The sequence below is a fragment of the Streptomyces sp. A012304 genome (genome assembly GCF_026008495.1).
Taxonomy (GTDB): Bacteria; Actinomycetota; Actinomycetes; order Streptomycetales; family Streptomycetaceae; genus Streptomyces.
Map to the genome: position 1 here is coordinate 64,917 of NZ_BQUN01000106.1, position 25,748 is coordinate 90,664.

13 protein-coding genes and 1 tRNA gene are annotated in these 25,748 nt (G+C 75.7%); 4 read left to right on the forward strand and 10 right to left on the reverse strand.

The genetic code is table 11. The features are described 5' to 3' along the window. Positions 1-38 precede the first annotated feature (38 nt). Entirely contained in the window at positions 39-2,603 is a 2,565-nt protein-coding gene (locus tag ALMP_RS27200; protein ID WP_264933105.1) for a CHAT domain-containing tetratricopeptide repeat protein, read from the forward strand. A 13-nt stretch (positions 2,604-2,616) separates the two neighbouring features. Here ALMP_RS27200 and ALMP_RS27205 read toward each other — a convergent pair whose 3' ends face one another. Then, entirely contained in the window at positions 2,617-4,779 is a 2,163-nt protein-coding gene (locus ALMP_RS27205; protein WP_264932983.1) for a LuxR C-terminal-related transcriptional regulator, read from the reverse strand. Positions 4,780-4,875: 96 nt separating this feature from the next. Here ALMP_RS27205 and ALMP_RS27210 point away from each other — a divergent pair, with 96 nt between their 5' ends. After that, on the forward strand, positions 4,876-5,961 hold the full coding sequence (locus ALMP_RS27210) for a M12 family metallopeptidase (protein ID WP_264932985.1): 1,086 nt from the start codon (positions 4,876-4,878) through the stop codon (positions 5,959-5,961). A gap of 147 nt (positions 5,962-6,108) precedes the next feature. On the opposite strand, the gene ALMP_RS27215 is transcribed toward ALMP_RS27210, so the two are convergent. Together ALMP_RS27215 and ALMP_RS27220 are read right to left on the reverse strand one after the other, a co-directional pair. Further along, entirely contained in the window at positions 6,109-7,038 is a 930-nt protein-coding gene (locus tag ALMP_RS27215) for a carbohydrate kinase family protein (RefSeq protein ID WP_264932987.1), read from the reverse strand. Continuing rightward, positions 7,035-7,724, reverse strand: a complete 690-nt coding sequence (locus ALMP_RS27220; RefSeq protein WP_264932988.1) for a class II aldolase/adducin family protein — start codon at positions 7,722-7,724, stop codon at positions 7,035-7,037. The genes ALMP_RS27215 and ALMP_RS27220 overlap by 4 nt, the downstream gene beginning before the upstream one ends. 56 nt (positions 7,725-7,780) lie before the next feature. On the opposite strand from ALMP_RS27220, the gene ALMP_RS27225 reads away from it, so the two are divergent. Then, positions 7,781-8,437, forward strand: coding sequence for a TetR/AcrR family transcriptional regulator (locus ALMP_RS27225; protein WP_264932989.1), 657 nt, complete (start codon positions 7,781-7,783; stop codon positions 8,435-8,437). Here the strand turns inward: ALMP_RS27225 and ALMP_RS27230 are convergent. The 7 genes from ALMP_RS27230 to ALMP_RS27260 all read right to left on the reverse strand — a co-directional run bounded on the left by ALMP_RS27230 (position 8,409) and on the right by ALMP_RS27260 (position 18,215). Beyond that, on the reverse strand, positions 8,409-9,701 hold the full coding sequence (locus tag ALMP_RS27230; protein WP_264932991.1) for a toll/interleukin-1 receptor domain-containing protein: 1,293 nt from the start codon (positions 9,699-9,701) through the stop codon (positions 8,409-8,411). The two genes, ALMP_RS27225 and ALMP_RS27230, sit on opposite strands and share 29 nt — an antisense overlap. Positions 9,702-9,706: 5 nt before the next feature. Next, positions 9,707-12,568: an alpha-amylase family protein gene (locus tag ALMP_RS27235; protein ID WP_264932993.1), complete on the reverse strand. Its 2,862-nt coding sequence runs from the start codon at positions 12,566-12,568 to the stop codon at positions 9,707-9,709. Next, entirely contained in the window at positions 12,565-13,668 is a 1,104-nt protein-coding gene (locus tag ALMP_RS27240; RefSeq protein ID WP_264932995.1) for a hypothetical protein, read from the reverse strand. The genes ALMP_RS27235 and ALMP_RS27240 overlap by 4 nt, the downstream gene beginning before the upstream one ends. Continuing rightward, positions 13,665-14,627: an AAA family ATPase gene (locus ALMP_RS27245; protein WP_375803539.1), complete on the reverse strand. Its 963-nt coding sequence runs from the start codon at positions 14,625-14,627 to the stop codon at positions 13,665-13,667. The genes ALMP_RS27240 and ALMP_RS27245 overlap by 4 nt, the downstream gene beginning before the upstream one ends. 70 nt (positions 14,628-14,697) lie before the next feature. Further along, positions 14,698-16,893 carry an NACHT domain-containing NTPase gene (locus ALMP_RS27250; RefSeq protein ID WP_264932999.1) on the reverse strand — a complete coding sequence of 732 codons (2,196 nt, stop codon included), beginning with the start codon at positions 16,891-16,893 and terminating at the stop codon, positions 14,698-14,700. A gap of 129 nt (positions 16,894-17,022) precedes the next feature. Continuing rightward, a tRNA-Pro gene (locus ALMP_RS27255) sits at positions 17,023-17,096 on the reverse strand. Between the two features lie 81 nt (positions 17,097-17,177). Next, complete coding sequence (locus tag ALMP_RS27260; protein ID WP_264933001.1) at positions 17,178-18,215, reverse strand: LacI family DNA-binding transcriptional regulator; 1,038 nt, start codon at positions 18,213-18,215, stop codon at positions 17,178-17,180. Between the two features lie 626 nt (positions 18,216-18,841). Between ALMP_RS27260 and ALMP_RS27265 the strand changes: the two genes are divergently transcribed. Continuing rightward, positions 18,842-25,744 carry a type I polyketide synthase gene (locus ALMP_RS27265; protein WP_264933003.1) on the forward strand — a complete coding sequence of 2,301 codons (6,903 nt, stop codon included), beginning with the start codon at positions 18,842-18,844 and terminating at the stop codon, positions 25,742-25,744. Positions 25,745-25,748: the final 4 nt, after the last annotated feature.

Sequence of the window (25,748 nt, forward strand, 5' to 3'; positions counted from 1 at the left end):
TGACAGCGGGAAACGACACGGTTCTCGAACTGCTGCCGATGGTGTTCGCCGCCCCCAACGACGCGCTGGCGCGGGCGGAGGGCGTGCTCGACACCGATCCGACGCCGTTGCACGCCTCCGTCGCCCACCAGGTGATCGGCATCTGGCAACGGGACTGGGGCGACATGCGCCTGGCCCTGGACCATCTGCGCCGGGCCCGGGCGTGCGCGGCGCGCGCGGACTCCGCCGAGCGCGAGGCGGACGTCCTGGCCACGCTCGGGGTGGCGCTGGTGCACGCGGGCCGCACCCGGCAGGGCCTGGCCGCGTTCGAGCGGGGTGTCGAGCGCGGCACCGGGCACACCCGCGCGCGTGTGCTGTACCGGCGGGCGTACTCCTGGTGGGTGCTGGGGCACCACCGGGAGGCGCTGGAGGACGTGCGCAAGGCGATACCGGTGCTGCGCCAGGCCGACGACGTCATCTGGACGGCCCGTGCCCTCACCCTGCGCGCCACCGTGCATCTGGCGCTGGGCGCGGTGGACCGCGCGGAGGCGGACTTCACGGCGGCCGAGGCGCTGTGGGACACCACCGGCCAGGAGCACGACAAGGCCGACGCGGTGGAGAGCCGGGGGCTGGCCGCGTTCCGCTCCGGGGACATCCCGGCGGCGCTGCGGCTGCTGGACGAGGCCGAGGAGCGCTACGCCAAGCTCGGCACCCCCACCTTCATGCTGAACATCCGGCGCTGCGAGGTGCTGATGGCGGCCGGTCTCGCGCCGGAGGCGCTGGCCGAGGCGGACGCGGCGATCGGGGTGCTGGACGGGATCGGCGGGCAGTCGACCCGCAAGGCGGAGCTGCTGCTGGCCGCCGCGAAGGCGGCCCGGCTGGCGGGCGACGCGGGGACGGCGATCGCGCGTGCCGCCGTCGCGGTGCGGCTCTTCGCCGGTCAGCGGCGCACCTGGTGGGAGGCGCACGCCCAGCTGGTGCTGATCGAGGCGCGGGTGGCCGCGGGGCGCGGCTCGGGGCGGCTGGTCGCGGACGCGGTGCGGGTGGCGGAGCGGCTGTCCGCCTTCGAGGCGCCGGCCGCGCCGGAGGCGTGGCTGCTGGCGGGACGGATCGCGCTGGACCTGGACTGGCGTTCGGACGCGGAACGGTATCTGGCGATCGCCGCGCGCAGCCGGCGCAGCGGGCCGCCGCTGGCCCGGATGACGGGCTGGGCGGCTCAGGCGCTGTGGGCGCGGGCCACCGGATCGGGGCGGGGTGTGCTGGAGGCCTGCCGGCGTGGCCTGGACGTCCTCGACGACCACCGGACGACGCTGGGCGCCTCGGAGTTGCGGGCCCGGGCCACCGCGCAGGGCGCCGAACTCGCCGCGCTCGCGCAGCAGGCGAGCCTGGAAGGGGGCGGACCGCGACGGTTGCTGGTGTGGAGCGAGCGCTGGCGGGCCACGGTGCTGTCGGCGCCGCCGACCCGGCCGCCCGCGGATCCGGCGCTGCTGAGCGGGCTGACGGCGTTCCGGGAGATCGCCGCGCGCGCGGAGAGCGCGCGCCGGGACGGGCGGCCGGTGCCGACCCTGGAGCGGGAGCAGCGCCGCCTGGAGCGGGAGATCCGGTCCCGGACGCTGCACATCCGCGGGGACGCGCCCGGTGACGGTCACCGCTTCGACGTGGGCCGGCTGCTGGAGCGGCTCGGTGAGGGGCGGCTGGTGGAGCTCGCCGTCCTGGACGGGCGGGTGCAGGTGCTGCTGTGCGGGGGCGGGCGGGTGCGGCGGTTCACGGGCGGCCCGCTGGCCGAGGCGGAGCGGGAGGCCGAGCATGTGCAGGCCGCGCTGCGGCGGCTGGCGCATCCCAGGGCGGAGGGCCGGCTGCCGCTGGTGGAGGCGATGGGGCGGCGGCTGGAGGAGCTGCTGCTGGGCGGTGCGGCCGGGCAGTTGGGTTCCGGTCCGGTGGTCGTCGTGCCGCCGGCCCGGCTGCACCGCGTGCCCTGGGCGCTGCTGCCGTCGCTGCGCGAGCGGGTGCTCAGTGTGTCGCCGTCGGCGAGCAGTTGGCTGCGCGCCCGGGAGACCGAGCCGCCGCCGGGTGGCCGGCATGTGCTGGTGCGGGGGCCGGGCCTGGCGACCGGCGGCGCGGAGGTGCCGGACGTGGCCGGCCGGTACGGCAGGCCGACGGTGCTGGAACAGGCGGACGCGCGGGTGCCGCGGGTACTGGAGGAGCTGGACGGGGCCGCGCTCGCGCACATCGCCGCGCACGGCACCTTCCGGGCCGACAGCCCGCTGTTCTCGTCGCTGCTCATGGCCGACGGCCCGCTGATCGTCCACGACTTCGAACGCCTCGCGCGCAGCCCGTACCGGATCATCCTCTCCAGCTGCGACACCGCCCGGCTCGCCTCGGTCGGTGCCGATGAACTCCTCGGGCTGGTCACGGCGTTGCTGCCGCTGGGCACGGCGGGTGTGGTGGCGAGCAGCGCGCCGGTCAACGACGAGGCGGTGGTCGCGCTGATGCTGGCCCTGCACAAGGGGGTCAGCGCCGGCCTGTCGCTGGCGGAGGCGCTGCGCGACGCCCGCACCGCGCTGCCCGGGGACGCCCCGCACCAGGCGACGGGGTGGGCGTTCACGGCGTTCGGCGCGGCGTGAACGCCCTTGTGCCTCAGGCCGGCTGGGCGGTGGGCGGCTCCACCAGCCAGGGCAGGGCCGCGCGGTCGCTCGCGCCGAGGCGGGTGTAGGCCCCGTAGAGGTGGTTGCCGACCGTGCGGACGGACAGGGTGAGGCGTTCGGCGATCTGACGGTTGCTCAGTCCCGCCGCGGCGAGGGTGACGATCTGCCGTTGGCGGGCGGTGAGTTCGCCGAGGACGAGTCCGGACAGGGCCGGGGTGCGGGCGCCCTGACAGCGGCGGGCCAGGGCGGCGGCGCGGGTGCGGGCGGTGCGGGCGGCCCCGGCGTCGCGGTGGGCCGTCACGGCCTGGGCGTGCGCCTCCGCCGCGAACAGCAGGAAGCCGCGCTCCTCCAGTTCCTCGGCGACCCGGTCCAGCGCGGGGCCGTCGCGACGGGCGAGCGCGTCGGCGTGGCGGGCGAAGACGCCGTCCGGCAGCGGCAGTCGCGCGGCGAGGCCGGGGGCGCCGAGGCGTACGGCGTCGTAGGCGGCGTAGGGATCGCTCGTGTCGAGCTCCCTGAGGGCGGCGTCGAGGTCACCACGAGCGGCGGCGAACCAGCAGGCGACCGACGCCGTCCCACCGTCCCGGGCGGGGGCCTGCCCGGACTGGGCGGGGGTCTGGCCGGACTGGGCGGGGGCCTGCCCGGAGTTAGCGGGGGCCTGCCCAGACCGGCCAGGGGCCTGACCGGAGTGAGCGGGCACCTGCCCGCACCGACCGGGGACCTGACCGGGCTGGGCGGAGGTCTGCCCGGACTGGGCGGAGGTCTGCCGGGGCCGAGCAGGGACGTGCCCAGATCGGTCGGGCATCTGCCCAGACCGGCCAGGGGCCTGACCGGAGTGAGCGGGCACCTGCCCGCACCGACCGGGGGCCTGCCCGCGCTGGGCGGACGTCTTCCCGGACTGGGCGGAGGTCTGCCCTGCGTGAGCGAGGGCCTGCCCGGACTGGGCGGTGGACAGGGCGAGTTCATGGTGGCAGGCGGGGTCGTGGGGGGCGTTCCGGAGGCCTTCGCGTGCCCAGGCCGCCGCCTCCCGCAGTTGTCCCCGCAGCCGGGCGAACCGTGCGCGGACGGCCGCGTAGCCGGCCGGGACCGGCAGGCCCTGCGCGACCAGCCACTCCCCCACCGGCGCGTGGGCCGCGCGGACGTCGACGCGGTCGATGCGGCGGGCCAGCGCGGCCGCCTCGGCGTCGAGGGCCGGCCCGTGCGGCGGGCGCGTGCCGGTCAGCCGGCGCGCCCGCAGCCGGCCCGCGGCGGCGCGCAGCACGGGGCCGTGCAGGGGGTGGGCGAGGCGGACGGTGGTGTCGTCGTCGGCGTGGATCAGGCCGTCCGTCTCCAGGCGTTCGAGGACGCGCAGGTCCAGGGCGTCGACGGGCAGCGGCAGGGGCTCGGCGAAGGCGAGGCGGTCGAGGGTCTCGCGTTCGTCGGGGCAGGGGCGGGCGAGGACGGTCGCCGCGCGGTCGCGCAGGGCGGGGGTGACCGGGACCGGGCCGCGCCAGGCCCACGTTCCGGTGTCGGGGTCGCGGGTCAGCAGCCGCCGGGCGCGCAGCGCGTCCAGCAGGTCGCGCAGGAGGCGCAGGTCGCCGTGGGCGAGGCGGTGCAGGCGGTCGGCGGTGAGCGGCTCCAGGGGGCCGCCGGCCCCGGCGGCAAGGAGCTGGGCGGTCTCGTCGCGGGGCAACGGCTCCAGGGCGAGGCGGGGCAGGAGTTCCCCCGTCCACAGGCGGCTCACGGCGGCCGGCGCGGCGGCGCCGTCGGCGGCGAGGACCAGCAGCCGGGTGCGGCCCCGCACGGCCAGCTGGTGGACCAGGGCGGCGGACGCGTCGTCGAGCAGATGCGCGTCGTCGACGAGCAGCAGCCGTACGCCGGTCATGAGGTGCACCGCGCGGTGGAGGGTGACGTCCTCGGGCAGCAGGTGGGCGAACGCGGCGAACGGGGTGCCGCGGGTCTCGGGGGTGCCGGCGACCCGGGCGCAGTCCGTGTCGCGCAGCGCCTGGGCGGCCAGCCGGGTGCGGCCGCAGCCCGCCGGTCCGGTCACCACCAGGCCGGGCCGGCCGGCCGCCGACGAGCGGCGGACCAGGTCGAGTTCCTCCTCCCGTCCGGTGAACGGCCACGGCAGCGACCGGGGTGGCTGAAGGCTGTGGGCGTCGCGTACAGAAGTCGTCACATCTACGGGAGTCGCGGTACTCAGCCCTGATACAGGGCGACTTGAGTAGCCCCCGACTCAGGCACCCGGCCGGTGTCCCGGGGCACCCTGGGGTCCATGACCGCCCGTTACTGCTCGCTCGCGCGGCAGCCGGCTCCCGACTTCGCCCCGGGGCTGGCCGCCGAGCGGCTGGGCGCGCTCCTGAGCGGTCGCAGGATGTGGGTCAACGGCACCGTGCTGCACTACTGCTTCTTCGACGGCGAGGCCGACGGGTCGGTGATCCCGGTGCCGGGCTCAGGGGGGACCCGGTGGGTGTCGTGGGTCGGCGCCGAGGACCAGCGGGAGGTAGTGCGCGACTGCTTCCGCGCGTGGCAGGACCTCGGCATCGGGATCGTGTTCACGGAGGTCGCCGACCGGTCGGAGGCGGAGCTGCGCATCGGCTTCCAGCAGGGTGACGGCTCCTGGTCGGCCGTGGGCCGGGACGCGCTGGGGGCTGGTCTGCACGAGCGCACCATGAATTTCGGCTGGGACCTCACGGCGCCCGGGGAACGGGCGACGGCCCTGCACGAGATCGGGCACGCGCTGGGCATGCAGCACGAGCACCAGAGCCCGTTCGCCGGGATCCACTGGGACGACGAGGCCGTGTACGCGGATCTGGCGGGCCCGCCGAACTTCTGGAGCCGAGACCGCACGTACGTCAACATCCTGCGCAAGCTGGATCCGGCCGAGGTGAACGGGGCGGTGTGGGATCCGCACTCCGTCATGGAGTATCCGTTCGCGGCGGGGCTGATCCTGGAGCCCGAGCAGTTCCGCGGGGGTGTGCATCCGCCCGGCGGGCTGTCGTCCCTGGACAAGGAGTTCGTGCTGCGCTGGTATCCGCCGCTCGTCACGCCCCGGCCGCAGGCGCTGGTGCCGTTCCGGTCGGTGCCGCTGGCGCTGGGGCCGGGCGAGCAGGCCGACCTCACCGTCGAGCCGCCGGAGACCCGCGCGTACACGCTGGGCACCTTCGGGGCGAGCGACTCGGTCGTGGTGGTCTTCGAGGAACGGGACGGCGAGCCCCGCTTCCTCGCGGGCCGGGACGACGGAGGCACCGCGCACAACGCCACGATCAGGGTCCGGCTCGTCAAGGGCCGCCGCTACGTCGTCCGCGTACGCCTGTACTCCGCCTGGGGTTCGGGTGAGACGGCCGTCATGTGCTGGTGACGGCACGGGTCCGCGCGGACACGAAGACCACAGTCCGGCGCCGGGGGACGAGCCGGGGGACGCCACCGCTCGGGGGAGGGTGGTGTCCCCCGGTTCCGCGCCGAGCGCGCGAGCCGGAAGGACGGCCCGGGCGGGCCTGACGTCACCTCACGTGCGGGCCTTCGCGGTCGCGGCGAACTCGTCGGCGGCGGCCAGGTCGAAGTCGCCGTGGTCGCTGCCGAGGCCCTGGGCGACGAGCGCCGCGGCGGCGCTGCCGAGCACGGCGGCGTCGCCCGGGGGACGGCCCAGGCTCACGCCCCGCAGATAGCCCGCCGAGAACGCGTCGCCGCATCCGGTGGTGTCGACGACGTCGATCATGAAGGCGGGAACCGGTTCCGCGCCCTCCGCGGTCACCACGAGCGCGCCGTCCCCGCCTCGGGTGACCGCGACGACCCCCGCCCCGGCGGCGAGCAGCTTGCGGGCGCCGGTCAGCAGGTCGTCCTCGCCGGTGAAGCCGAGGACCTGGTCCTCGTTGGGCAGCAGATGGTCGACGTACGGCAGCGCCGCCTCGATCTGCTCGAAGCTGCCGAGGGCGCCGGGGGCGAGGAGGTCGACCGAGGTGACCGTGCCGTGGTCCTTGGCGTGGGACAGGATGCGGGTGGCGACGTCGACGCCGATCAGCTCGGGGCCGCCGAGGTGCAGGTGGGTCGCTTCGGCGACGGCGTCCCAGGGGACGTCGTCGAGGCCGTAGGTGATGTTGGCGCCGAGCAGGTGCAGGGAGGGCCGGTCGCCGTTGGGGCGGATCGGCAGGATGCTCGCGGAGGTCGCGGTGTCGCCGCGGCGGACGAGGAACTCCGTGTCGACGCCGGCCCGGCCGAGGAGCTGGAGGAGCAGGTCGCCGGTGGGGTCGGAGCCGACGGCGCCGGCGCTGCGCACGGACGCGCCGAGCTTGGCGAGGGTGAGCGCGGTGCCGCCGGCCGTCCCGGCGGCGGTCATCCTGATGTCCTCCACCAGGGTCGCGCCCTGCCCCTCGGGTATGGCCTCCACCGGCCGCACCAGTACGTCCAGGACGTGCACACCCATCGTGACGACCTTCATCGGTTTTCCTCCTGCGCGGGCGGTACGGGGTGGGTGGTGCCGTAGTCGCGGGCGAGCGCCGCCTCGATCACCGCGAGTTGCTGCCGTTCGTCGAGGACCCGGGGCCGGCCCATGGCGGCGGCCCGCTGGTAGACGCCGCAGGCCCATTCGAGCAGCAGCGCGTGCTCGACGGCCTGGTCCAGCGTGGGCGCGTGGGTGACCGCGCCGTGGTTCGCCATCAGCGCGGCGCTGCGCCCGTCGAGCGCGCCGAGCACCGACTCGGCGAGTTCCGGGGTGCCGAAGGTGGCGTACGGCGCGACCCGGACCGTGCCGCCCAGTGCCAGCAACTGGTAGTGGACACAGGGCAGTTCGTCGAGGACGCAGGAGACCGCGGTGGCCATCGGCGCATGGGTGTGGACGATCGCGCCGGCGCCGTACCGGCGGTAGACGCCGAGGTGCAGTTCCAGTTCGGAGGTGGGCCGCAGGCCGCCGTCCAGGACCGTGCCGTCCGCGAGGTCGACGACGGTGACCTGGTCCGGGGTGAGGGCGGCGAGGACCGCACCGGTCGCGGTGACGGCGACCCGCTCCCCCACGCGCACGCTGACGTTCCCGGCCGTGCCGATGAGGAGGCCCTCGGCCCCCAGGCGCCGGCAGGCGTCCGCCACGGCGGCCCGCTCCTGACCCAGCGCGGAGCTTGAGTCGGTCATGGCCGCGAAGGTAGCGTAAACATGAAACAAAGTCACGTTCATGTTCGGAGGTTTTCTTGGCTCGGGCGACCGCGGATCCGGACCGCACCCCCCTGCGCCGTACCCCTCGGCAGGCGCGCAGCAGAGCGCGGCTGGCGCTGGTGCTGGCGGCCGCCGAGCGGGTGCTGGTCGACGAGGGCGTCGAGGCGCTCACCACGACACGGGTCGCGGCCGAGGCGGGGGTGTCGGTGGGCTCGCTGTACCAGTACCTGCCGGACCGCGACGCGCTCATCGACGCGCTCGCGGCGGGGTACTTCACCCGCCTGGAGGCCGCCATGGACGACCTGGTGCGGGCGGCGGCGGCCGAGCGGTGGGAGGACCCCGTCGGGGTGCTGGTCGACGCGTTCGCCGCGATCTACCGCACCGAACACGGCTTCCGCGCGCTGTGGTTCGGCAGCGGGCTGACCGAAAGCACCCGGGCCGCCGACCGCGAGCACAAGCTCCGGATGGCCGACGGCGTCCGCCGCGTCCTGCTCGCCCTCGACGCCGCCGACGCCGCCGACGACGAGGCCCTCGCCCGCTCCTGCCACGCAGCGGTCCTGGCCGCCGACGCGCTCGCCCAGGAGGCGTTCCGGCGGGCCCCGGAGGGCGACGGGGAGATGCTTCAGGAGGCGAAGGTCATGTTGCGGGCGTATCTGGCCGAGGTCATGGCACGTCACCCGCGGCAGCCGTAGGACGCGCGGCCCCCTCGGACGGCGAGAAGTCGCGGTGGGTGTACACCATGTCCTGTTCCTGCCCCGGCGTCAGCGCCTGGAGCGCCGTCGTGCCCGCGAGGGCGCCGTCCGTGCCGATCTGCGGGTGGGCGAAGAGGAACAGCAGCCGGCGGTACTCGTCGAGGAGCCGGCTCACCAGCTCGGCGTCCGGCGGCTGGTGGAAGACGATCGTCACCGGCCCGGACTCCTCCTCGTGCCGCGCGAGCAGCCGGTCCAGCACCTCGTCCGAGCAGGGGTCGTCGTAGGTGAACTCCTTTTGCAGCAGGCCTCTGATCTCCGCGACCACGCCCTCGACGAAGCCGGCCCCGTGGTGGCGGGGCACCGGTTTGCGCAGCAGCCATGTCTCCGGCGCCTCGCTCGCCCTGCGCACGTACATGCCGGGCGTCTCGTTCATCGTCGACCGCAGCAGGGCGACCCGCCCCGAGGGAGCGCGTCCGATCCGGCGCAACTGCTCCGCGGCCTGCCGGGGCACCCGGGCGAACGGCACGGCGACGTCGACGACGGTCTGCCGGTCCTCGGCCCTGCGTATCCGCGGCAGTATGAGGGTCAGGGCCTTGCGCAGGTCACAGGGGTCGCCGAGGTCCCGCACCGGCCGTTCGCGCAGGAGGCCCTGGGCGACGAAGTAGCGCGAGGTGTCGTCGGCGTACGCCAGGGTGGCGACCCCGAGGATCTTGGCGCTGTTCTCCAGGACGGCGTCGGAGAGTTCCGCGATCAGCTCCGCGACGAACTCGGTGAGTTCCGGATGGGGCAGGCAGCCCAGGCGCACCAGCAGCGGCCGCAGGCTGGCACCGATCTTGGCCGGGGGCCGGTCGGGTCCGGCGTCCGCCGTCCAGTCCACCATGTCGTACCGGCCGAGGTTCGCCCGGCCGAGCCGGCTGTCGGGCAGCTGCGCGCGGCGGACTCCGGGCAGGGTCAGCGGCAGGATCAGGAAGTTCTTCTCGTCGCCCGCCTGTTGGGCGGTGGCGGCGATCACCTCCTCCATCACGTGGTACGACGTGAGGGCGTGCGGCGACAGAAGGACGATCATGCCGTGGCAGTGTCTGATCCGGTGCAGCAGCTTGCTGTTCCAGGTGTCACCGCCGGTCAGGATGTTCTTGTCGACGACCGGGTCGCATCCCAGGTCCGTGAGGTGCCGCTCGAGGGAGAGCAGGTACTCGCGGCACCGGCACCCGGTCGCCGCCGTGCACCGCGAGCTGTGGCTGACGAAGATCCGGGGACGCACCATGGCCGCTACTCCCCGGGGTCCGGTGTGCGGGCGGCGGGCATCCGGCGCCAGCAGCGGACGGTGTGCGCGTCGACCGGCAGTACGGTCGCGGTCCCGCGTGCCTGGAACACCACCGAGCCGTCGAGGAGGTCGAGCAGCCGGGCGTCCTCGTCGGGGCCGAGGCGGTCGGCGGGGACCTGGACGTCCACCCGCCGCGTACCGGAGTTGGCCAGGCACAGCACGGTCTCGTCGCCGTGGCGCCGCACCAGCACGAGGACCTCGGGCCGGTCCGGCTCGCGCACCACGTGGCTCTCGCCCCGGCTCAGGGCCAGGTGGTCGCGGCGCAGCCGGGCCGTCCAGGACACCGCTCGGTCCTCCAGCGACGACAGCGGCAGCACCGGGCAGCCGGGCAGGGTCAGCAGCACGCGGGCGGCGAAGGCGCGCTGCGCGGGCCGCAGCCCCTTCGGCAGCACATGGCCCCACTGCGCTCCCGGCCCCGCCTCCCGCACGAGGGCCTCGGCGACCGCCAGCTCCCCCGCGTAGGTCTCGGCCCCGGTCCCGGGGAAGGCGCCGAGGGCGGACTTTCGGACGGCGTCGCCCAGCAGGCCGTCCCAGGCCGGCATCACCACATGGCACGCGGCCCCGTCGGCGTCGCGGCCGCCGAAGTCCCGTACCGCGTCCCGCGCCCGTGCCGTGGTGCGGGTCGTCAGCAGCAGGCGATCGCCGTAGCCGTCCAGGAGGTGCCGCACGTCGTTGAGCACCTCGGGTTCGAGGGTCTCCTCGGACACGAGACGGATCCCGTCGACGCCGGTGTCCAGGAACCGCCGTACCTGGGTGAGGAGACCGCCGGCCGGCTTGCGGGGGGCCGCCCACAGGTGGATGTCGCGCACGACCCGGATCCCGTGCCGGTGCGCGGCGCCCAGCAGCAGCGCGAAGTCCTCGAGGGGTTGGTCGGCGGCGACCAGCAGGCAGCCCACGCCCCGGGCGGCGACGTCCGCCATGCCGTCCGCCAGGTCCCGCGGCCCGGGCGCGTCCCCTCCCCTGACGTCCGCGATCACGCAGCCCCGCGCCCACGTGGGCACGTCGTCGGCGGGGACGGGCGCCTCGGTGTCCGGGACGACCTGGTAGCGGCGGCCGTCCTCGGTCCGCAGCTCGACCGGCCCGCCGGTCCCCGAGACGGCCCAGGTCCCGCCGGGCAGGGCGTGGACGCGGTTTGCGCAGAAACGCAGCACGACGGTGAGCGGCGGCGCGTGCCCGCCCGGGGCCTCCCACAGCAGCATCCGGGTGTCGCCGCCCACCGCCGCGACCCGGCCGCCGCCGTCGTGCACGGCGAGCCCGGTGACCTGCCAGGGCGCGGTCCCGAGGACCACGGGGTCGAGGTCCCGGCCGACGCGGCAGCGCACCACCCCGTCGGCCGTCGCCCAGACCACGGTCCCGCCGGACGGTGTGCCGGTGACCGCGGTGACGCCGTGGCCGAACCGCTCCATCGTCGGCACGTCGGCGTCGCCGGCGAGTTCGTCGTACGTCCACAGTTTCCCGGCGCGGTCGAGGACGGCGGTGCGCGTTCCGTCCTCGGAGATCCACAGGTCCCGCACCGAGGTGACCTCTCCGGTCCCGGTCATGCCGGTGCCCCGGTCGCCCAGCAGGAACAGGGCGTCGGCTCCCTCGTAGGCGCGGACCAGTCCGGTCCGGGCGTCGGCGGGGAACAGGACGCGGGCCAGCGCGGCCCCGCCCGGGGAGTCGGTCATCGTGCTGACCCGGCCGCTCGCCAGGTCGTGGACGACCGCGGTCCCCTCCTCCATCCAGGCCAGCGTCCCCCCGTCGGAGGACAGGGTCAGGGAGCTGCGCCGCCGCCCGTCGGGCGGGGCCGGCACCACACCCGTCAGCGAGCCGTCGCGTCCGTGCAGCACGATCCGGCCGTCCTCCAGCAGCAGCGCGCCGTGCGCCCGCCGGCTGCCGGTGCCCGCGGCCCGCGCCACCACCGTCTCGGTCGCGACGCTCGGGTGCGCGAGACCGGTCGTCGTCCCGTTGTCGTCGAGCCACTGCATCACGGTCATCGGCAGCCGGACGCTCTGGTTCTCGCCGATCCGGACGCGCACCGCGGCGGCGTCGACGACGAGCGTGCTGACCACGTCCAGGCGCACGGCGCGCACGCCCGGCGCGGTGATCACCCGCGCGCCGTCCGCGGGCGGGTTGCTGAGCACCACCCCGTCGGAGTGGGCGGCCACGCCGATGGACACGTCCCGGTGCACCAGGGCCCTGGCCCCGGCGGTCGTGGCGGCGGGGCGTCCGTAGCGGTCGGGGGGCGGCTCCAGGCCGAGGCGTTCGGAGGAGGCGACCTCCATCCGCCAGGCGTCGTCGTACCGGCGCACGTTCTCGGGAAGGCGCGGCAGGTAATGCAGCACCCAGCGCCCGAGGTCGTCGGCCGCCTCGCCGCCCGCCGCCAGGGCGCCCAAAACCCGCCGCAGCTCACCACGCACGTACTGGTCGGGGACGGCCGAGGGGTCCACGTCGGCCCAGAGGAGGTCCTCGAACCACCGGGTGATCGGCCGGGCGTCCCGGTGGGCCCGCACGGTGAAGTCCCGTACGTCCTCCACATGGCCGCGGGGCCGCCGGGCGAGCCTGCGGCGCAGCGCGCCGGCGGCCTCCGGATCGAGCAGCAGGGCGTGGTCCCCGGCCGCCTCCACCAGCGGCGAGAACCACAGTTCGGCCTCCAGGCCGGCGCTGGACCGGGGCAGGAAACGCAGTCTGGCCCGGCGCAGCATGGACCGCTCCACCGCCGCCGCGAGGCACAGGCACTCGGCGAGTTCGACGACCTCGGGCCGCAGCCGCGCGAGGAGTTCGACGTAGTCGGCCATGCTCAGGCCGTCGGTGACGGCGACGCTCATGCGCGCTCCAGCCGCTGCCGTGCCCGGTGCGCCGCCTCCCGCGCGTCCTTGAGGCAGACACGGCGGTCGAAGGAGAGGAACGCCACCCTGTCGCGCAGCTCCACGGGATGGTCGGCGTCGCGGTACGGCGTCAGGCAGACGACCGGACAGCCGGCGCGGGCCACCAGGTCGAGGAAGTGCCGCCATTCCCCGGCCGGGGCGACGGTCCGGCCGGTGAACGGCGGACGCAGCAGCCCGAGGTCGGAGAAGAGGACCACGGGCGTCCCGGGCAGCGGGGGCCGGTACTCCTCCGTCCTCAGCGGGTCGCGGCGTACGACGCCCCGGGTGGGGGTGCCGCGGAAGCGCAGCAGCTCCACCCGGTCGCGCCCGGCGACGCTGCCGATCAGCTCGCGCAGCCAGAGCCGGTCGTCCTGGAAGGGGGCGAGTGCGGGACCGTGGTCCAGCAGGAGCTGGGCGCCGCGCCGGGTGCTGAACCGGTGCCGGCGCGGCAGGGCCCGTACCGCGTCCTGGCGGGCGACGCTGCGCAGCAGGGAGCGCTCGTCGGGCTCCCGGCCGGCGACCGGTGTGGAGACCGCCGCGAACATGATGCCGCGCGCCCAGTCGGGCTTCCACGGCGGTTCGTGCGGCAGGGCGGGGCCCGCCGTCCCGGGCGAGAGCAGGGCCGGGTCGGCGGCTCCCGGTCCGTCGCCGGCCGTCGGGACGACGGTGGTGGGGGCGGAGCCGTGCAGCGCGGTGAGGGAGAAGTCGACCGGCCGCCGGGTGAGGTGGGCCGCCGGCTCCCGGACGCCGAAGGGCGCCGCTGTCCCCGGGCCGTCGGCGTGGCCGGTGTCCGCCGGGCGGGCCCGCGCGGTCACGGGCCGGGGCGGGTGGACCGGGCGCGTGCCGCCCGCGATGTCGTCCGGGTCCGGCGCGGCGGGGACGTGCGGGGGCGGCGCGAGCCGCTCGGCCCGTTCCTCGGCCGGGTCCCGCGAGCCGGTGGCGGTCGCGCCGTCCAGGCCCAGCAGGCGTGCCATGGCGGCGGCGGTGGCCGCGTTTCTCGGCCGTAACCCGCCGACGGCGCGCACGAGATCGCCGAGGAACACCTCTCCCCGTGCGGTCACGCGCCGCCCTCCGTGCCCTCGCGCCGCTTGCGGAGCGTGACCGTCTCCAGTGCCTTCCACTCGGGGGTGCCCGGTGTGACACCCAGTTGCTGGCTGGCCTTCAGGGCGTCGAGGTACTCCGCGGTGCTCGGGCCGGCGGCCGCGTCGCGCACCATGCCGCGCACGCCGATGATGTGGTCGGCCACCTGGCCGGCCAGGACGGCGTCGTAGCGGTCGCCCAGATGCGCGGCGGCGACCTTGAGCAGGTGCTTCCTGGTGGGCGCCTCGAGTTCCACCACGATGCAGCGCCGCAGGAAGGGCTTGGGCAGCTCCCGCTCGTCGTTGGTGGTGATGACCACGAGAGGGGCCCGTTCCGGCGGCACGGAGACGGACTTCTCCATTACCCCGGCTTCCCCGGCCTCCCCGGCCTCGTCGCTCCCGTTGTTGCCGTCGGCGTCGTCGAGGGCGGTGTGGTCGTCCTCGCACCACGGCAGGGCGAAGGACAGCGATCCGAGCGGGCCGAGCAGGCTGTTGGGCAGGTCGGGGTCGGCCTTGTCGATCTCGTCGATCAGGACGACGCTGCGCTCCGGGCCCGCGAAGGCCCGCCACAGGGGGCCCTTCGTGTAGTAGCGCCTGATGTCCGGGTGGAGCTTGCGCGCCTGGGCGTCGTTGAGCCGCCGCAGCGCGTCGAACCGCCACAGCAGGTCCTCGGGTTCGGTCCGCGCCGTGACGACGTGGGGGTGGAAGTCCCAGCCGAGGATGCGGGCGACGTTGGGGGCGAGCGAGGACTTGCCGGAGCCCGGGGGGCCGAAGAGCAGCAGCGGCCGGCCGGTCTTCAACGCGACGTTGACCGCGAGGACGACCTCCTCGTCGTCGAAGACGTACACCTCGTGGTCCGCCGCGTAGCCCACCGTGTCGGCGCGGCCCTCGACGTCCCGGCCGGGCGGCGGCGACGTGTCGGCGGCAGGGTCGAACTCCATGTCGTACTGCAGCACACGCCCTCCTCCGGCGGCACGGTCACCGCCTCATTCTGCCCCGCCGGACGTGCCGTCAGATGCGGATGTCGGTACCCGTCCGTATCTCCACCCCGGGCAGCGACCAGCCCCGCGTTCCCCCGCGGGACTCCCCGGCGGACGTCCGAAGTCCGAGGACACGCAGCCGCCGGGCTCCGGACAGGGCGCGCAGGACGGCGCGCCCGGGGCTCGGCGCGAGTTCCAGGAACACCACGCCGGAGCCCGCCAGGGCGGTCAGGTCCCCAAGGGCCGGGCAGCCGCTGATCCTCAGCGTGCGCAGCCGGCGCAGCCCGCCGAGGCCCTGAAGGTCCGTCAGGGAAGGGTTGTCCACGATCTCCAGGGTGTGCAGCAGCGGCAGGGCGCGCAGGACGTGCACCGGCAGCGGGGTGTCGCCCCGGCAGACCACGTGGGACACGGTGGCGGCGAGGGTGGTGAGGTCGTCGGCGGGCTCCGCGCCGGTCAGTTCGAGCGAGCGCCGCTCCGGGACGGGGGCGCAGGGGTGCGGCGTCCAGGTGTCGACCTGGACCGAGGAGACCACCGTCCGTTCGGGCATCCCTACGCCGTACGGCGCGGAGTCCGAGGCGGGGAGGGTGTGGAACCGGCGCAGGAACTCCTCCGCCGCCGCCCCGCCCACCAGTTCGGCGGTGTGCATGACCAGGAGGGCCTCCGGGCTCAGCCACGCGAAGGCGTCCGGTCCGGGCAGGAGTTCCAGCACCAGCGCACCGGCGCCGGCCAGTTCCCCGGCCGCGGCGCGGGTGCGGGGCGGGATCAACTCGGCGAGCCGGTCCTGGATCTCCTTGCGCAGGGCGGGCTCGATCACCGGGACGAGCTGGAGGGCGGCGCCGGCGAGCAGGACGAGCCGGACACGATGGCGCGGCTCGCGCCCCGCACGAGCCAGGAGGCCGCGGAGGATCTCGGTCCGCTCGGGCCGCCGGGCGACACCGACGGCGAGGCGTACGACCTCCTGCCAGTCGTCGCTGTCGGCCCGGTGGACCAGCACACCGGTGTCTCCGTCGTCCACCACGGCACAGGCCGCCAGGTAGGAGTGGACGGTACGGTGCAGGAAGCCGATGGCGTCCGGGCCCGCCTCCTGGAGGACCCCGCTGCGGCTCAGCAGCTGACGCAGGACGGTCCAAGGTTCGGTCCGGGCGTCCATGCGGGGCATGGCGGGCAGGGACTGGGCGATGAGAGCGGCAGCCTGCTCCGTCGTGATCTCGCTGAGGCCGTTGCGCTGCATCCAGTAGGCGATGCGCTGCAGCAGCGCCCGCTGCTCGGCTTCGCCGGCGGTGAGCCCCTCGGGGGCTCCTACGCCACGTTCGGCGTCACGCCGGCCCAGCAGGAGCGACAGAAGGGCGTCGTAGAGGGGGATCCGGCCGAGCGGCACGAACCCGCGCCGTTCCTCGTAGAGGGCGCACAGAATCGCGCACATCAGCGGGTTGGTGGCCAGCTCGGAGAGTTCGGGAGCCCGGGCCACCACGGCGAACAGTTCCGCCGCCGGGTCCTGGGCCCGATCCCGGGCGGCCGGGGACAGGCCCCAGCCCTCGTACCAGAGGGTGAGGAAACGGCGCACGTCGCCCTGCGTCATGGGGACGAGACGGCAGTCGGTGAAGCCCAAGTCGGCCAGCCAGTCCTCCGCGACGGCCGAGGGCCGGGACGTCACCACGCACCGCGTGTCCGGGTGGACGGCGAGCAGGGCGCGCAGCCAGTCCCGCACGCGCTCGCGCAGTGGCGCGGGGATCTCGTCGGCGCCGTCGACCAGCAGCAGACCGCGCCCCTCGGCCAGTACCCGTTCGGCCCACCCGTCCGGCTGCTCGGCGCTCAGCGGAGCACCGGTCATGTCCAGAAAGCCCTGCGGGCCGGGCAGGGGCGCGGCGTCCCGTGCCACCCAGCGCAGCGGCAGCAGGAAGGGCACCCGGCCGACGAGGTCCTCCGCCCCGCGGGGGCCCGCGTCCGTGGCGCGGAGCGCCAGCCGTCGCAGGACCGTGGTCTTGCCCGAACCGACCGGGCCGCGCAGCACGGCCCGGGGATGGGCGGCCAGCAGCTCTTCCACGGGGGCTTCCGGGCTCTCCCGCCCCCACGTGGCCCGCAGGCCGAGGTAGCTCGCGGTCAGCGGGATCCGGCGCAGGGCGGTGTTCGTGTCCAGGCCGAACAGATCGAGCGTGCCGTAGTGCGCCCGGAGGTAATCGGCGTAACGGCTCTCGAACTCGGCGTCGCGCAACCCACGTTCCCGCACCGTCGCCTCCCCGCCCCGGGCCCCGCACGTCCCCTACCCACTCGGGGCCCGGCCCAGGCCTGACGGCGAAGGGCCCCGGCCCACCGAAGTGAGCCGGGGCCCTGGCCCGGCGGACGTCCGCCTTCACTGTCGGGACGACAGGATTTGAACCTGCGACCCCTTGACCCCCAGTCAAGTGCGCTACCAAGCTGCGCCACGTCCCGTCGCGCTCCGCCCCGGTGAACCGTGGGAACGCGCAGGTAAACACTACCGTACCGACGCCGGTGCCGCCCTCGTGCGGTGCGTCAGCCGTCGGCCGTGGCGCGGGACCGCGCCGGGGCGGTGGAGCCGCGGACCCGCAACTCGACGGCGACGTCGGTGGGTTCGGCGGGAAGGGGCAGGCCTTCGACGGCGGCGGTGAGCAGGCCGACGGCGCGGTCGGCGACGGCGGCGAAGTCCTGGCGGAGGGTGGTCAGGGGCGGGGAGAGGTAGGGGGCGGCGGGGATGTCGTCGAAGCCGACGACGCTGATGTCGTGCGGGACGGTCAGTCCGGCCTCGGCGAAGGCGCGGACCAGGCCGATCGCCATGTCGTCGTTGGCGGCGAAGACGGCGGTGACGTCCGTGAGCCGGGCGAGCCGGCGGCCGGCCGCGTATCCGGAGGCCGGGGTCCAGTCGCCCGCCTCGGGCATGGGCGGCTCGGGGGCTCCCGCGGCGGCGAGCGCCTCGCGCCAGCCGCGGACGCGTTCGCGGGCGCTGAACCAGTGCTGCGGGCCGGGGACGTGCCAGACCGTGCGGTGCCCGAGGGCGAGCAGGTGCTCGGTGGCGAGGCGGGCGGCGGCCACCCCGTCGGCGCGGACGACGGCGCTGTGTCCGCCGGCCGTGTCGACCGGGGCGCTCAGGCTGACGACCGGTAGGTCGGTGTGGAGTCGCAAAGGGGTGCCGTCGTCGACGGGTTCGGCCAGGACGAGGCCGTCGACGCCCTGCCGGAGGAGCGACTCCACGGCGGCGGTGACGCCCTGGCCCTCCGCGGTGCTCGCCAGTGCGAACGTGTATCCCGCCTCCCGCACGGCCTGCTCGAGCCCGAACAGCAGGGAGGTCGGGCCGTGCAGCGGGGAGCCGAGGGCGACGACGCCGATGCGGCGGTAGCGGCCCGACAGCAGGGCGCGGGCGGCGGTGTTGGGGCGGTAGTCCAGGTCACGGATGGCCCGCAGCACGCGCGCGCGGACCTCGTCGCTGACGTGCGGTTCGCCGTTGACGACACGCGACACCGTCTTCTGCGAGACCCCGGCGGCGCGGGCGACCTCCGTCATCCCCGGGCCGCGACGGGGTCGGGAGGTGGCCATGGACTGCGCTCCCGTCGGGTCGGCGCTCTCCGCCCGGAGCGTGCGGGCTGTCGGGACTACGCAGCCAAGCCGGTCGACGACCTCCCGAGGACCGGGCTTGACTACGTAGTCACGCCAGTCTTGGCGGCTAATCCGTCCGCGTCAAGCCCCGTCCACGTGCCGACCAGGGGCTCTCCTGGTCCGTACCCCGTCCATGGGACCGGGGGCGCGGCCTTTACCGGTCACTCCGGAGGCGACACACAGAATTTCCTTGCCGTGCACGTGGGGCCGGAAAAGGGGAGTCCCTTTTCGGACATGCGGTCCGAAGGAACTCATTTCCTTCGGTGGTGCGCGTTTCAACAATGTGAGGCGGGGATGAACCCGGCTCTCCGCGAAAGCGATTGATCCGTTTTCCTCCACCCTGGCCATATCTCCGCCGCTGACCGAATCGATACGGCCACTGACCGGCCGTCCGTTCAAACGTTGACCAGTGAGTAACTAGCGCACTACCTTTCAACGCGCTTCGAACAAGTGCTTTGTCGGCGTTCCGGGGTGATCCCTGCCCGCCGGAATCCGGTGTGCGGCCTTTGCTGTCCTTCGCAGTCCTGAAACCCCACCGTGCAGTTTCACCCTTGATTCGGAGAATCATGACGTCCGCTGTGCGTTCCGAGGACTTGATCATCGGCATCTCTCCTTTCGGTGAACCCGACGCCGGGCTCACCCTGGCGGTCGGCCGGGCCGGCGGGCTGGGGGTGCTGGATCTCGGTGACGGCGACCGAAGAACGCGCGAGGCGCTGGCCCGGCTGCGGCGCGCCTCCCCCGGCGCGTTCGGCGTGCGGGTCGGCCCCGGATGCCGGCTCGCCCTCGCCGACCTGCCCTCTGACGACGGTCCACGGACGGTGGTCGTCGCCGCGGGCGCGCCGTGGCCGGTCGCGGAGGTCGCCGCACACCACCGGGTGCTGGTGGAGGTCACCGATCTGGCGGGCGCGGTGGAGGCCGCCCGCGCCGGGGCGCACGGGCTGATCGCACGGGGCAGCGAGTGCGGCGGCCGGATCGGCGAACTGAGCACCTTCGTCCTGCTCCAACAGCTGCTGGCCGCCCCCGGCCTGGACCTCCCGGTGTGGGCCTGCGGCGGCATCGGGCCACGGACGGCCGCCGCGGCGGTGGCCGGCGGGGCGGCCGGCGTGGTGGTGGACACCCAGCTCGCGCTGCTGGCCGAGTCGGCGCTGCCCGAGACGGTGGCCGCCGTGCTGCGGTCCCTGGACGGCTCGGAGACGGTCGTGCTGGGCGGGCACCGGGTCCTGGGACGGCGCGGCCCGGACGGCCTGCGGATCCCGGCCGACGCGGACCCCGGGGCGGTCGCCACCCTGCTGGGCGCGCGCGACCTCGCCGCCCAGCTGCTGCCCGTCGGCCAGGACGGCTTCCTCGCCGCCCGGTTCGCGGACCGGTGGGTGGACGTACGGCGGGCGGTGCGGGCCCTGAAGGACGCGGTGCGCGACGCCCTGGGCGACGACGGGGCGGCGCGGGCGCTGCGGGACGGGTCCCCGATGAGCCGGGCGCTGGGGACACGGCTGCCGGTGGCACAGGGGCCGATGACCCGGGTCAGCGACGGGGCCGCGTTCGCGGCGGCGGTCGCCGGCGACGGGGCGCTGCCGTTCCTGGCGCTGGCCCTCGCGGACGGCCGGCGGACCCGGGAGATGCTGGCGGAGACCCGGGACGCGGTGGCCGGCCGGCCCTGGGGTGTGGGCGTGCTGGGCTTCGCCCCGGAGGACGTACGGGCCGCCCAGCTGGAGGCCGTACGGGAGCTGCGGCCGACGCACGCGATCATCGCGGGCGGGCGGCCGTCGCAGGCGCGGGCGCTGGAGCGGGACGGCGTCCGCACGTTCCTGCACGTGCCCTCGCCGGGGCTGCTGCGGCAGTTCCTCCAGGCCGGGGCGCGCCGCTTCGTGTTCGAGGGCTCCGAGTGCGGCGGACATGTCGGACCGCGCGGCAGCTTCCCGCTGTGGGAGGCCCAACTCGCCGTCCTGGAAGACGACTTGGCCGACGAGGACGTCGCCGGCCTGGAGGTGTTCTTCGCGGGCGGCGTGCACGACGAGCGGTCGGCGGCGATGGTCGCCGCGCTCGCCGCGCCGCTCACCGCGCGCGGGGCGGCCGTCGGCGTCCTGATGGGCACCGCGTACCTGTTCACCGAGGAGGCGGTGGCGCACGGCGCGATCCGGCCCCTGTTCCAGCGGCAGGTGCTGGCCGCCGAGCGCACCACCCTGCTGGAGTCGGCGCCCGGTCACGCCACCCGCTGCGTGCCCAGTCCGTTCACCGCCGGCTACCGCGAGGAGGAGGCCCGGCTGCGCGCGGCGGGCGTGCCCGACCGGCGGATCTGGGAGGAGCTGGAACGGCTCAACGTCGGCCGGCTGCGCGTCGCCAGCAAGGGCGTGACCCGCGCCGCCGAAGGAACGCTCACGCCCGTCGACGAGCGGCGGCAGCTCGACGAGGGGATGTTCATGGCCGGGGAGGTGGCCGTGCTGCGCGCGGCGACCACGACGGTCGCCGCCCTGCACACGTCCGTGACGGCGGGCGCGGCCAGCTTCCTGACCCGGCGGTCCGCCGCACTGGGCCTGCGGCCGGCGCCGTCGCAGCCCGAGGCGCCCGCGCCGCTCGACATCGCCGTCGTCGGGATGGCCTGCATGTTCCCCGACGCCCCCGACCTGGCCACGTTCTGGGCGAACGTCGTCGGGGGCGTCGACGCGGTCGGCGAGGTCCCGGCCGACCGCTGGGACCCGGCCGTCCACCACGGCACGTCCACCGCGTCGAAGTGGGGCGGCTTCCTGCCCCGCATCCCCTTCGACCCGCTGCGCTACGGCATCCCGCCCGCCTCCCTCGGCTCGGTCGAGCCGGTCCAGCTGCTGTCCCTGGAGGCCGCCCGCCGGGCCCTGGAGGACGCCGGATACGGCGACAAAGGACGGGAGTTCGACCGCTCCCGCACCTCCGTGGTGTTCGGCGCCGAGGCGGGCAGCGACCTGTCCAACGCCGCCACGCTGCGGGCCGTGCTGCCCTCGTACTACGGGAAGGTCCCGAGCGGCCTGGAGGACCAGCTTCCGCAGCTCACCGAGGACTCCTTCCCCGGCATGCTCGCCAACGTCATCTCCGGCCGGATCGCCAACCGCCTCGACCTGGGCGGCGCCAACTACACCGTCGACGCCGCCTGCGCGTCCTCGCTGGCCGCCGTCGACGTGGCCTGCAAGGAACTCGTCGCCGGCACCAGCGACGTGGTGCTGTGCGGCGGCGCCGACCTGCACAACGGCATCAACGACTACGTCCTCTTCTCCTCCGTGCACGCCCTGTCGCCCACCGGCCGCTCCCGCGCCTTCGACGGCTCGGCGGACGGCATCGCGCTCGGCGAGGGCGTCGCCTGCGTCGTCCTCAAGCGGCTCGCGGACGCCGAACGCGACGGCGACCGGATCTACGGCGTGATCAAGGGGCTCGGCTCCTCCAGCGACGGCCGCTCCCTCGGGCTGACCGCGCCCCGCCCCGAGGGCCAGCGGACCGCCCTGGAGCGGGCCTACCGCAACGCGGGCGTCTCCCCCGCCGACGTCGGGCTGGTCGAGGCGCACGGCACCGGCACGGTGGTCGGCGACCGCACCGAACTGACCATCCTCAGCGAGGTGTTCACCGCCGCGGGAGCACGGCCGGGCAGCTGTGTGATCGGCTCGGTGAAGTCGCAGATCGGCCACACCAAGTGTGCCGCCGGCCTCGCCGGAATGATCAAGACGCTGCTGGCGCTGCACACCGGCGTCCGCCCGCCCACCCTGCACGTCGAGTCGCCCAACGCGGCCTGGGACGCGGAGCGCAGCCCGTTCGCCTTCCACGCCGAGGCCCGGCCCTGGGCCGCGCCCGCGTCCGAACGCCTCGCCGGGGTCAGCGCGTTCGGCTTCGGCGGCACCAACTTCCATGTGGTGCTCGGCGCCCACGGCGACGGGGTGCCGCCGGTGCGGACCCTGGACGCGTGGCCGGCCGAGCTGTTCCTCTTCCGCGGCCGGGACGAGGCCGCCGCCCACCGCGCGGCGCGGGAGCTGCTGACGGCCGCCGAGTCGGAGGGCCGGCCCTGGCGGCTGCGCGACCTGGCACTCGGCGCGGCGCGCCGGTCGGACGCGAGCGGGGATCCCGTGCGGATCGCGGTGGTCGCGAGCGACGTCGACGACCTGGTGACGAAGGTGCGACGGGTCCTGACCACGGGCGCGGACGCGCACGATCCCGCCCGCGGGATCCATCTGGCGGGGGCACAGGCCTCGGCGGGCGGGGGCGGCAAGGCCGCGTTCCTCTTCCCCGGGCAGGGGAGCCAGCGCACCGGCATGCTCGCCGACCTGTTCGTCGCCCTGCCCGAACTGCGCCCGTATCTGGAGCTGGGGCGGGCGCACGCGGACACGCTGTTCCCGCCCGCCGCGTTCGACGACGCCACGCGCGACCGGCAGCAGACGGCGCTGACCGACACACGGGCGGCGCAGCCCGCCCTCGGCCTCGCCGGGCTCGCCGCGCACGCCGTGCTCACCGCCGCCGGGGTACGGCCCGACATGGCCGCCGGGCACAGCTACGGCGAGCTGGTCGCCCTCTGCGCGGCCGGCGCCCTCGCCCCCGAGACGCTGCTGGAGCTGAGCGCCGAGCGGGCGGCGGCCGTCCTGGACGCGGCCGGGCCCGACGGGCGGGACCCGGGCACCATGGCCGCGGTCGCCGCCGGCGCCGAGGAGGTCACCCACGCGCTGCGCGCGGCCGGCGTGCCGGACTCCGTCGTCGTCGCCAACCGCAACTCGCCCCGGCAGACGGTGATCTCGGGCCCGACCGACACGGTCACCGAGGCCGTGCGGCGGCTGCGCGAGACGGGTCTCGGGGCCAAGCGCGTCCCCGTGGCCTGTGCCTTCCACAGTCCGATGGTCGCCGGGGCCGGCGACCGGTTCGCCGAGGCGCTCGCGGCCCGCCCGGTGCACGCGCCCGAGTTCCCGGTGTGGGCCAACCGCACGGCAGCCCCGTACGCCCCCGACCCGGACGCGGTACGGACCGAGCTCGCCGCTCAGATCGGCGCGCCGGTCGCGTTCGTCGAGCAGATCGAGGCGATGTACGAGGCGGGGGCGCGGGTCTTCGTCGAGGCCGGGCCCGGGTCCGTGCTGACCCGGCTGGTCGGGCAGATCCTCGGCGACCGGCCGCACACCACGGTGGCGTGCGAGCCGCGCCCGGGCGGCGGTCTGCGCGGCTGGCTCGACGCCCTGGCCCAGCTCGCCGTTGCGGGCCTGCCGGTGCGCACCGGATGGCTGCTGCGCGGCCGGGACGCCGTCGACGCGGTGCGCGCCCCCGCGCCGAAGCGGCCCGGCTGGACGGTGGACGGGCAGCTGGTCCGCACCGCCGACGGCGCTCTCCTGCCCGGTGCGCTCGCACCGGCCCGACGCATCGTGGAACCCTTGGAGACGACTGTGACGACCCCTTCACCGCACGGTGTCCCGTCCGACCGGGACGCGCTCATCTCCGAATTCCTGCGCACCAGCCGGGAGATGATCGCCGCCCAACGGGACGTGCTGCTCACCTACTTCGGGTCCGCTCCCGGCGCGACGGCGGCCCCGCCCGTGCTGGTGCAGGCACCGGCGGCCACCGCGCAGCCGGTACCGGTGGCCCCGCCACAGGCGGCACCGGCACAGGATCCGGCGCCCGCGCCCGCCGCGCCCGCCGGCGCTCCGACCGACGTCCAGGGGATGGTCCTGGAGATCATCAGCGAGCGCACCGGCTACCCGATCGACATGATCGAGCCCGACCTCGACCTGGAGGCCGATCTCAGCATCGACTCCATCAAGCGGGCGGAGATCGCCGGTGAGCTGGCGCGGCGGCTGGGCGCCGGCGGCGGCGCCGACCTGTCCGCGATGGACGACGCCGAACTGGAGCAGCTGGCGAAGGCGCGTACGGCGGCGGCGGTGACCGACTGGCTGACGGCACGGCTGAGCGGACCGTCGGCCGGGACGGCCGGCTCCGCACCCGCCGCGCGGGACGCCGAGTCCTCCGGGGCCTCCGACGTCTCCGAGAACTCCGGGGTCTCCGACGAGGTGACCGGCGAGCCGCCGCGCCGCCATGTGCTGGAGCCCGTCCTCCTCGACGTCCAGGACGGGTCCGCCGACCCCTCGGCCGTGCTCTCCGGCACCCGCTGGGCCGTGCTCGGGGACGGCCCCGACATCGCCGCCCGGCTCGGCTCCTTCGGCGCCGAGGTGTTCGTACGGGGCCGCGACCACCTGCTGACGGACGCCGACGGGCCGGTGGACGGAGTGCTCCACCTGGGCGCGCTCGCCGGGGACGACTCGCCGGTGCTGCCGGACGCGTTCCCCGTCCTGAAAGCGGCCCTGGAGCGGGCCCCGCGGTGGCTGCTGGCCGTCCGGCCCGCCGAAGGTGAGGCGCCCGACCCGCGGTCGGCGGGGCTGCGGGGGCTCTTCCGCACGGTGGCCCGCGAGTACCCGGACCTGGTGGCGCGGGTCGTCGAGACCGCCGACGTCACCCCGGCGGCCGTCGCGGACGCCGTGGCGGCGGAGGCCGCCGCGCCGGACCGCACGCCGGTCGTGCTGCGCACGGCGGCCGGACGGCACGGCCTCGCGCTGGTGGAGGCACCGCTCGGCGCCCTCGGCAGCACAGGGGCCGGCCCGGCCGGGGACGGGGCCGCCGAGGTCGCCGCGCTGGGCCTGGACCGCGACTCGGTGGTGGTGCTGGCGGGCGGAGCGCGGGGCATCACCGCCCAGTTCGCCGCCGCCCTCGCGAGCGCCGCCCGCTGCCGTCTGGAGCTGCTCGGCCGCACGCCCGCGCCGGACGGCCCGGAGGACGCGGACACCGCCGCCGCGCGCACCCCGGCCGAGCTGCGCGCGGCGCTCGCCGTACGCGGCGGGCTGAAGCCGGCCGAGATCAACCGCGCCGCCGAACTGCTGCTGGCGCAGCGGGAGATCCGGGCGACGCTGGCGGAGCTGACCGCGCTGGGCAGCCGGGTGCACTACCGCTCGGTGGACTTCCGCGAGCCCGAGGCGGTGCTCCAGGCGGTCAAGGAGATCCACGCCGAGCACGGCCGGCTCGACGGTGTGGTGCACGCGGCCGGTGTGATCGAGGACCGGCTGGTCTCCGAGAAGACACCCGAGTCGTTCCAGCGGGTCTACGGCACGAAGGCCACCGGCGCGCGGGCGCTGCTCACGGCGGTGGAGGAGCTGCCCTCCGCGCCCGCGTTCACGGTGCTGTTCGGCAGCATCTCCGCCGTCCTCGGCAACCGGGGCCAGGTGGACTACGCGGCCGCCAACGACGCCCTGGAGACCCTCGGCGCGGCCTACGCGGCCCGGACCGGGAACCGTGCGCTGACCGTGCACTGGGGTCCGTGGGCGCCCGCCGCCGGGCACGCCGGCATGGTCGGCGCGGAGCTGGCGCGCGAGTACGCCCGGCGCGGCATCCGGCTGATCGACCCGGAGGAGGGCACCGCGGCGCTGCTGCGGGAGCTGGCCTGGGGCGAGGAGTCCGCGACCGCCGTCGTCCACACCGCCTCGGGCTGGTGACGGC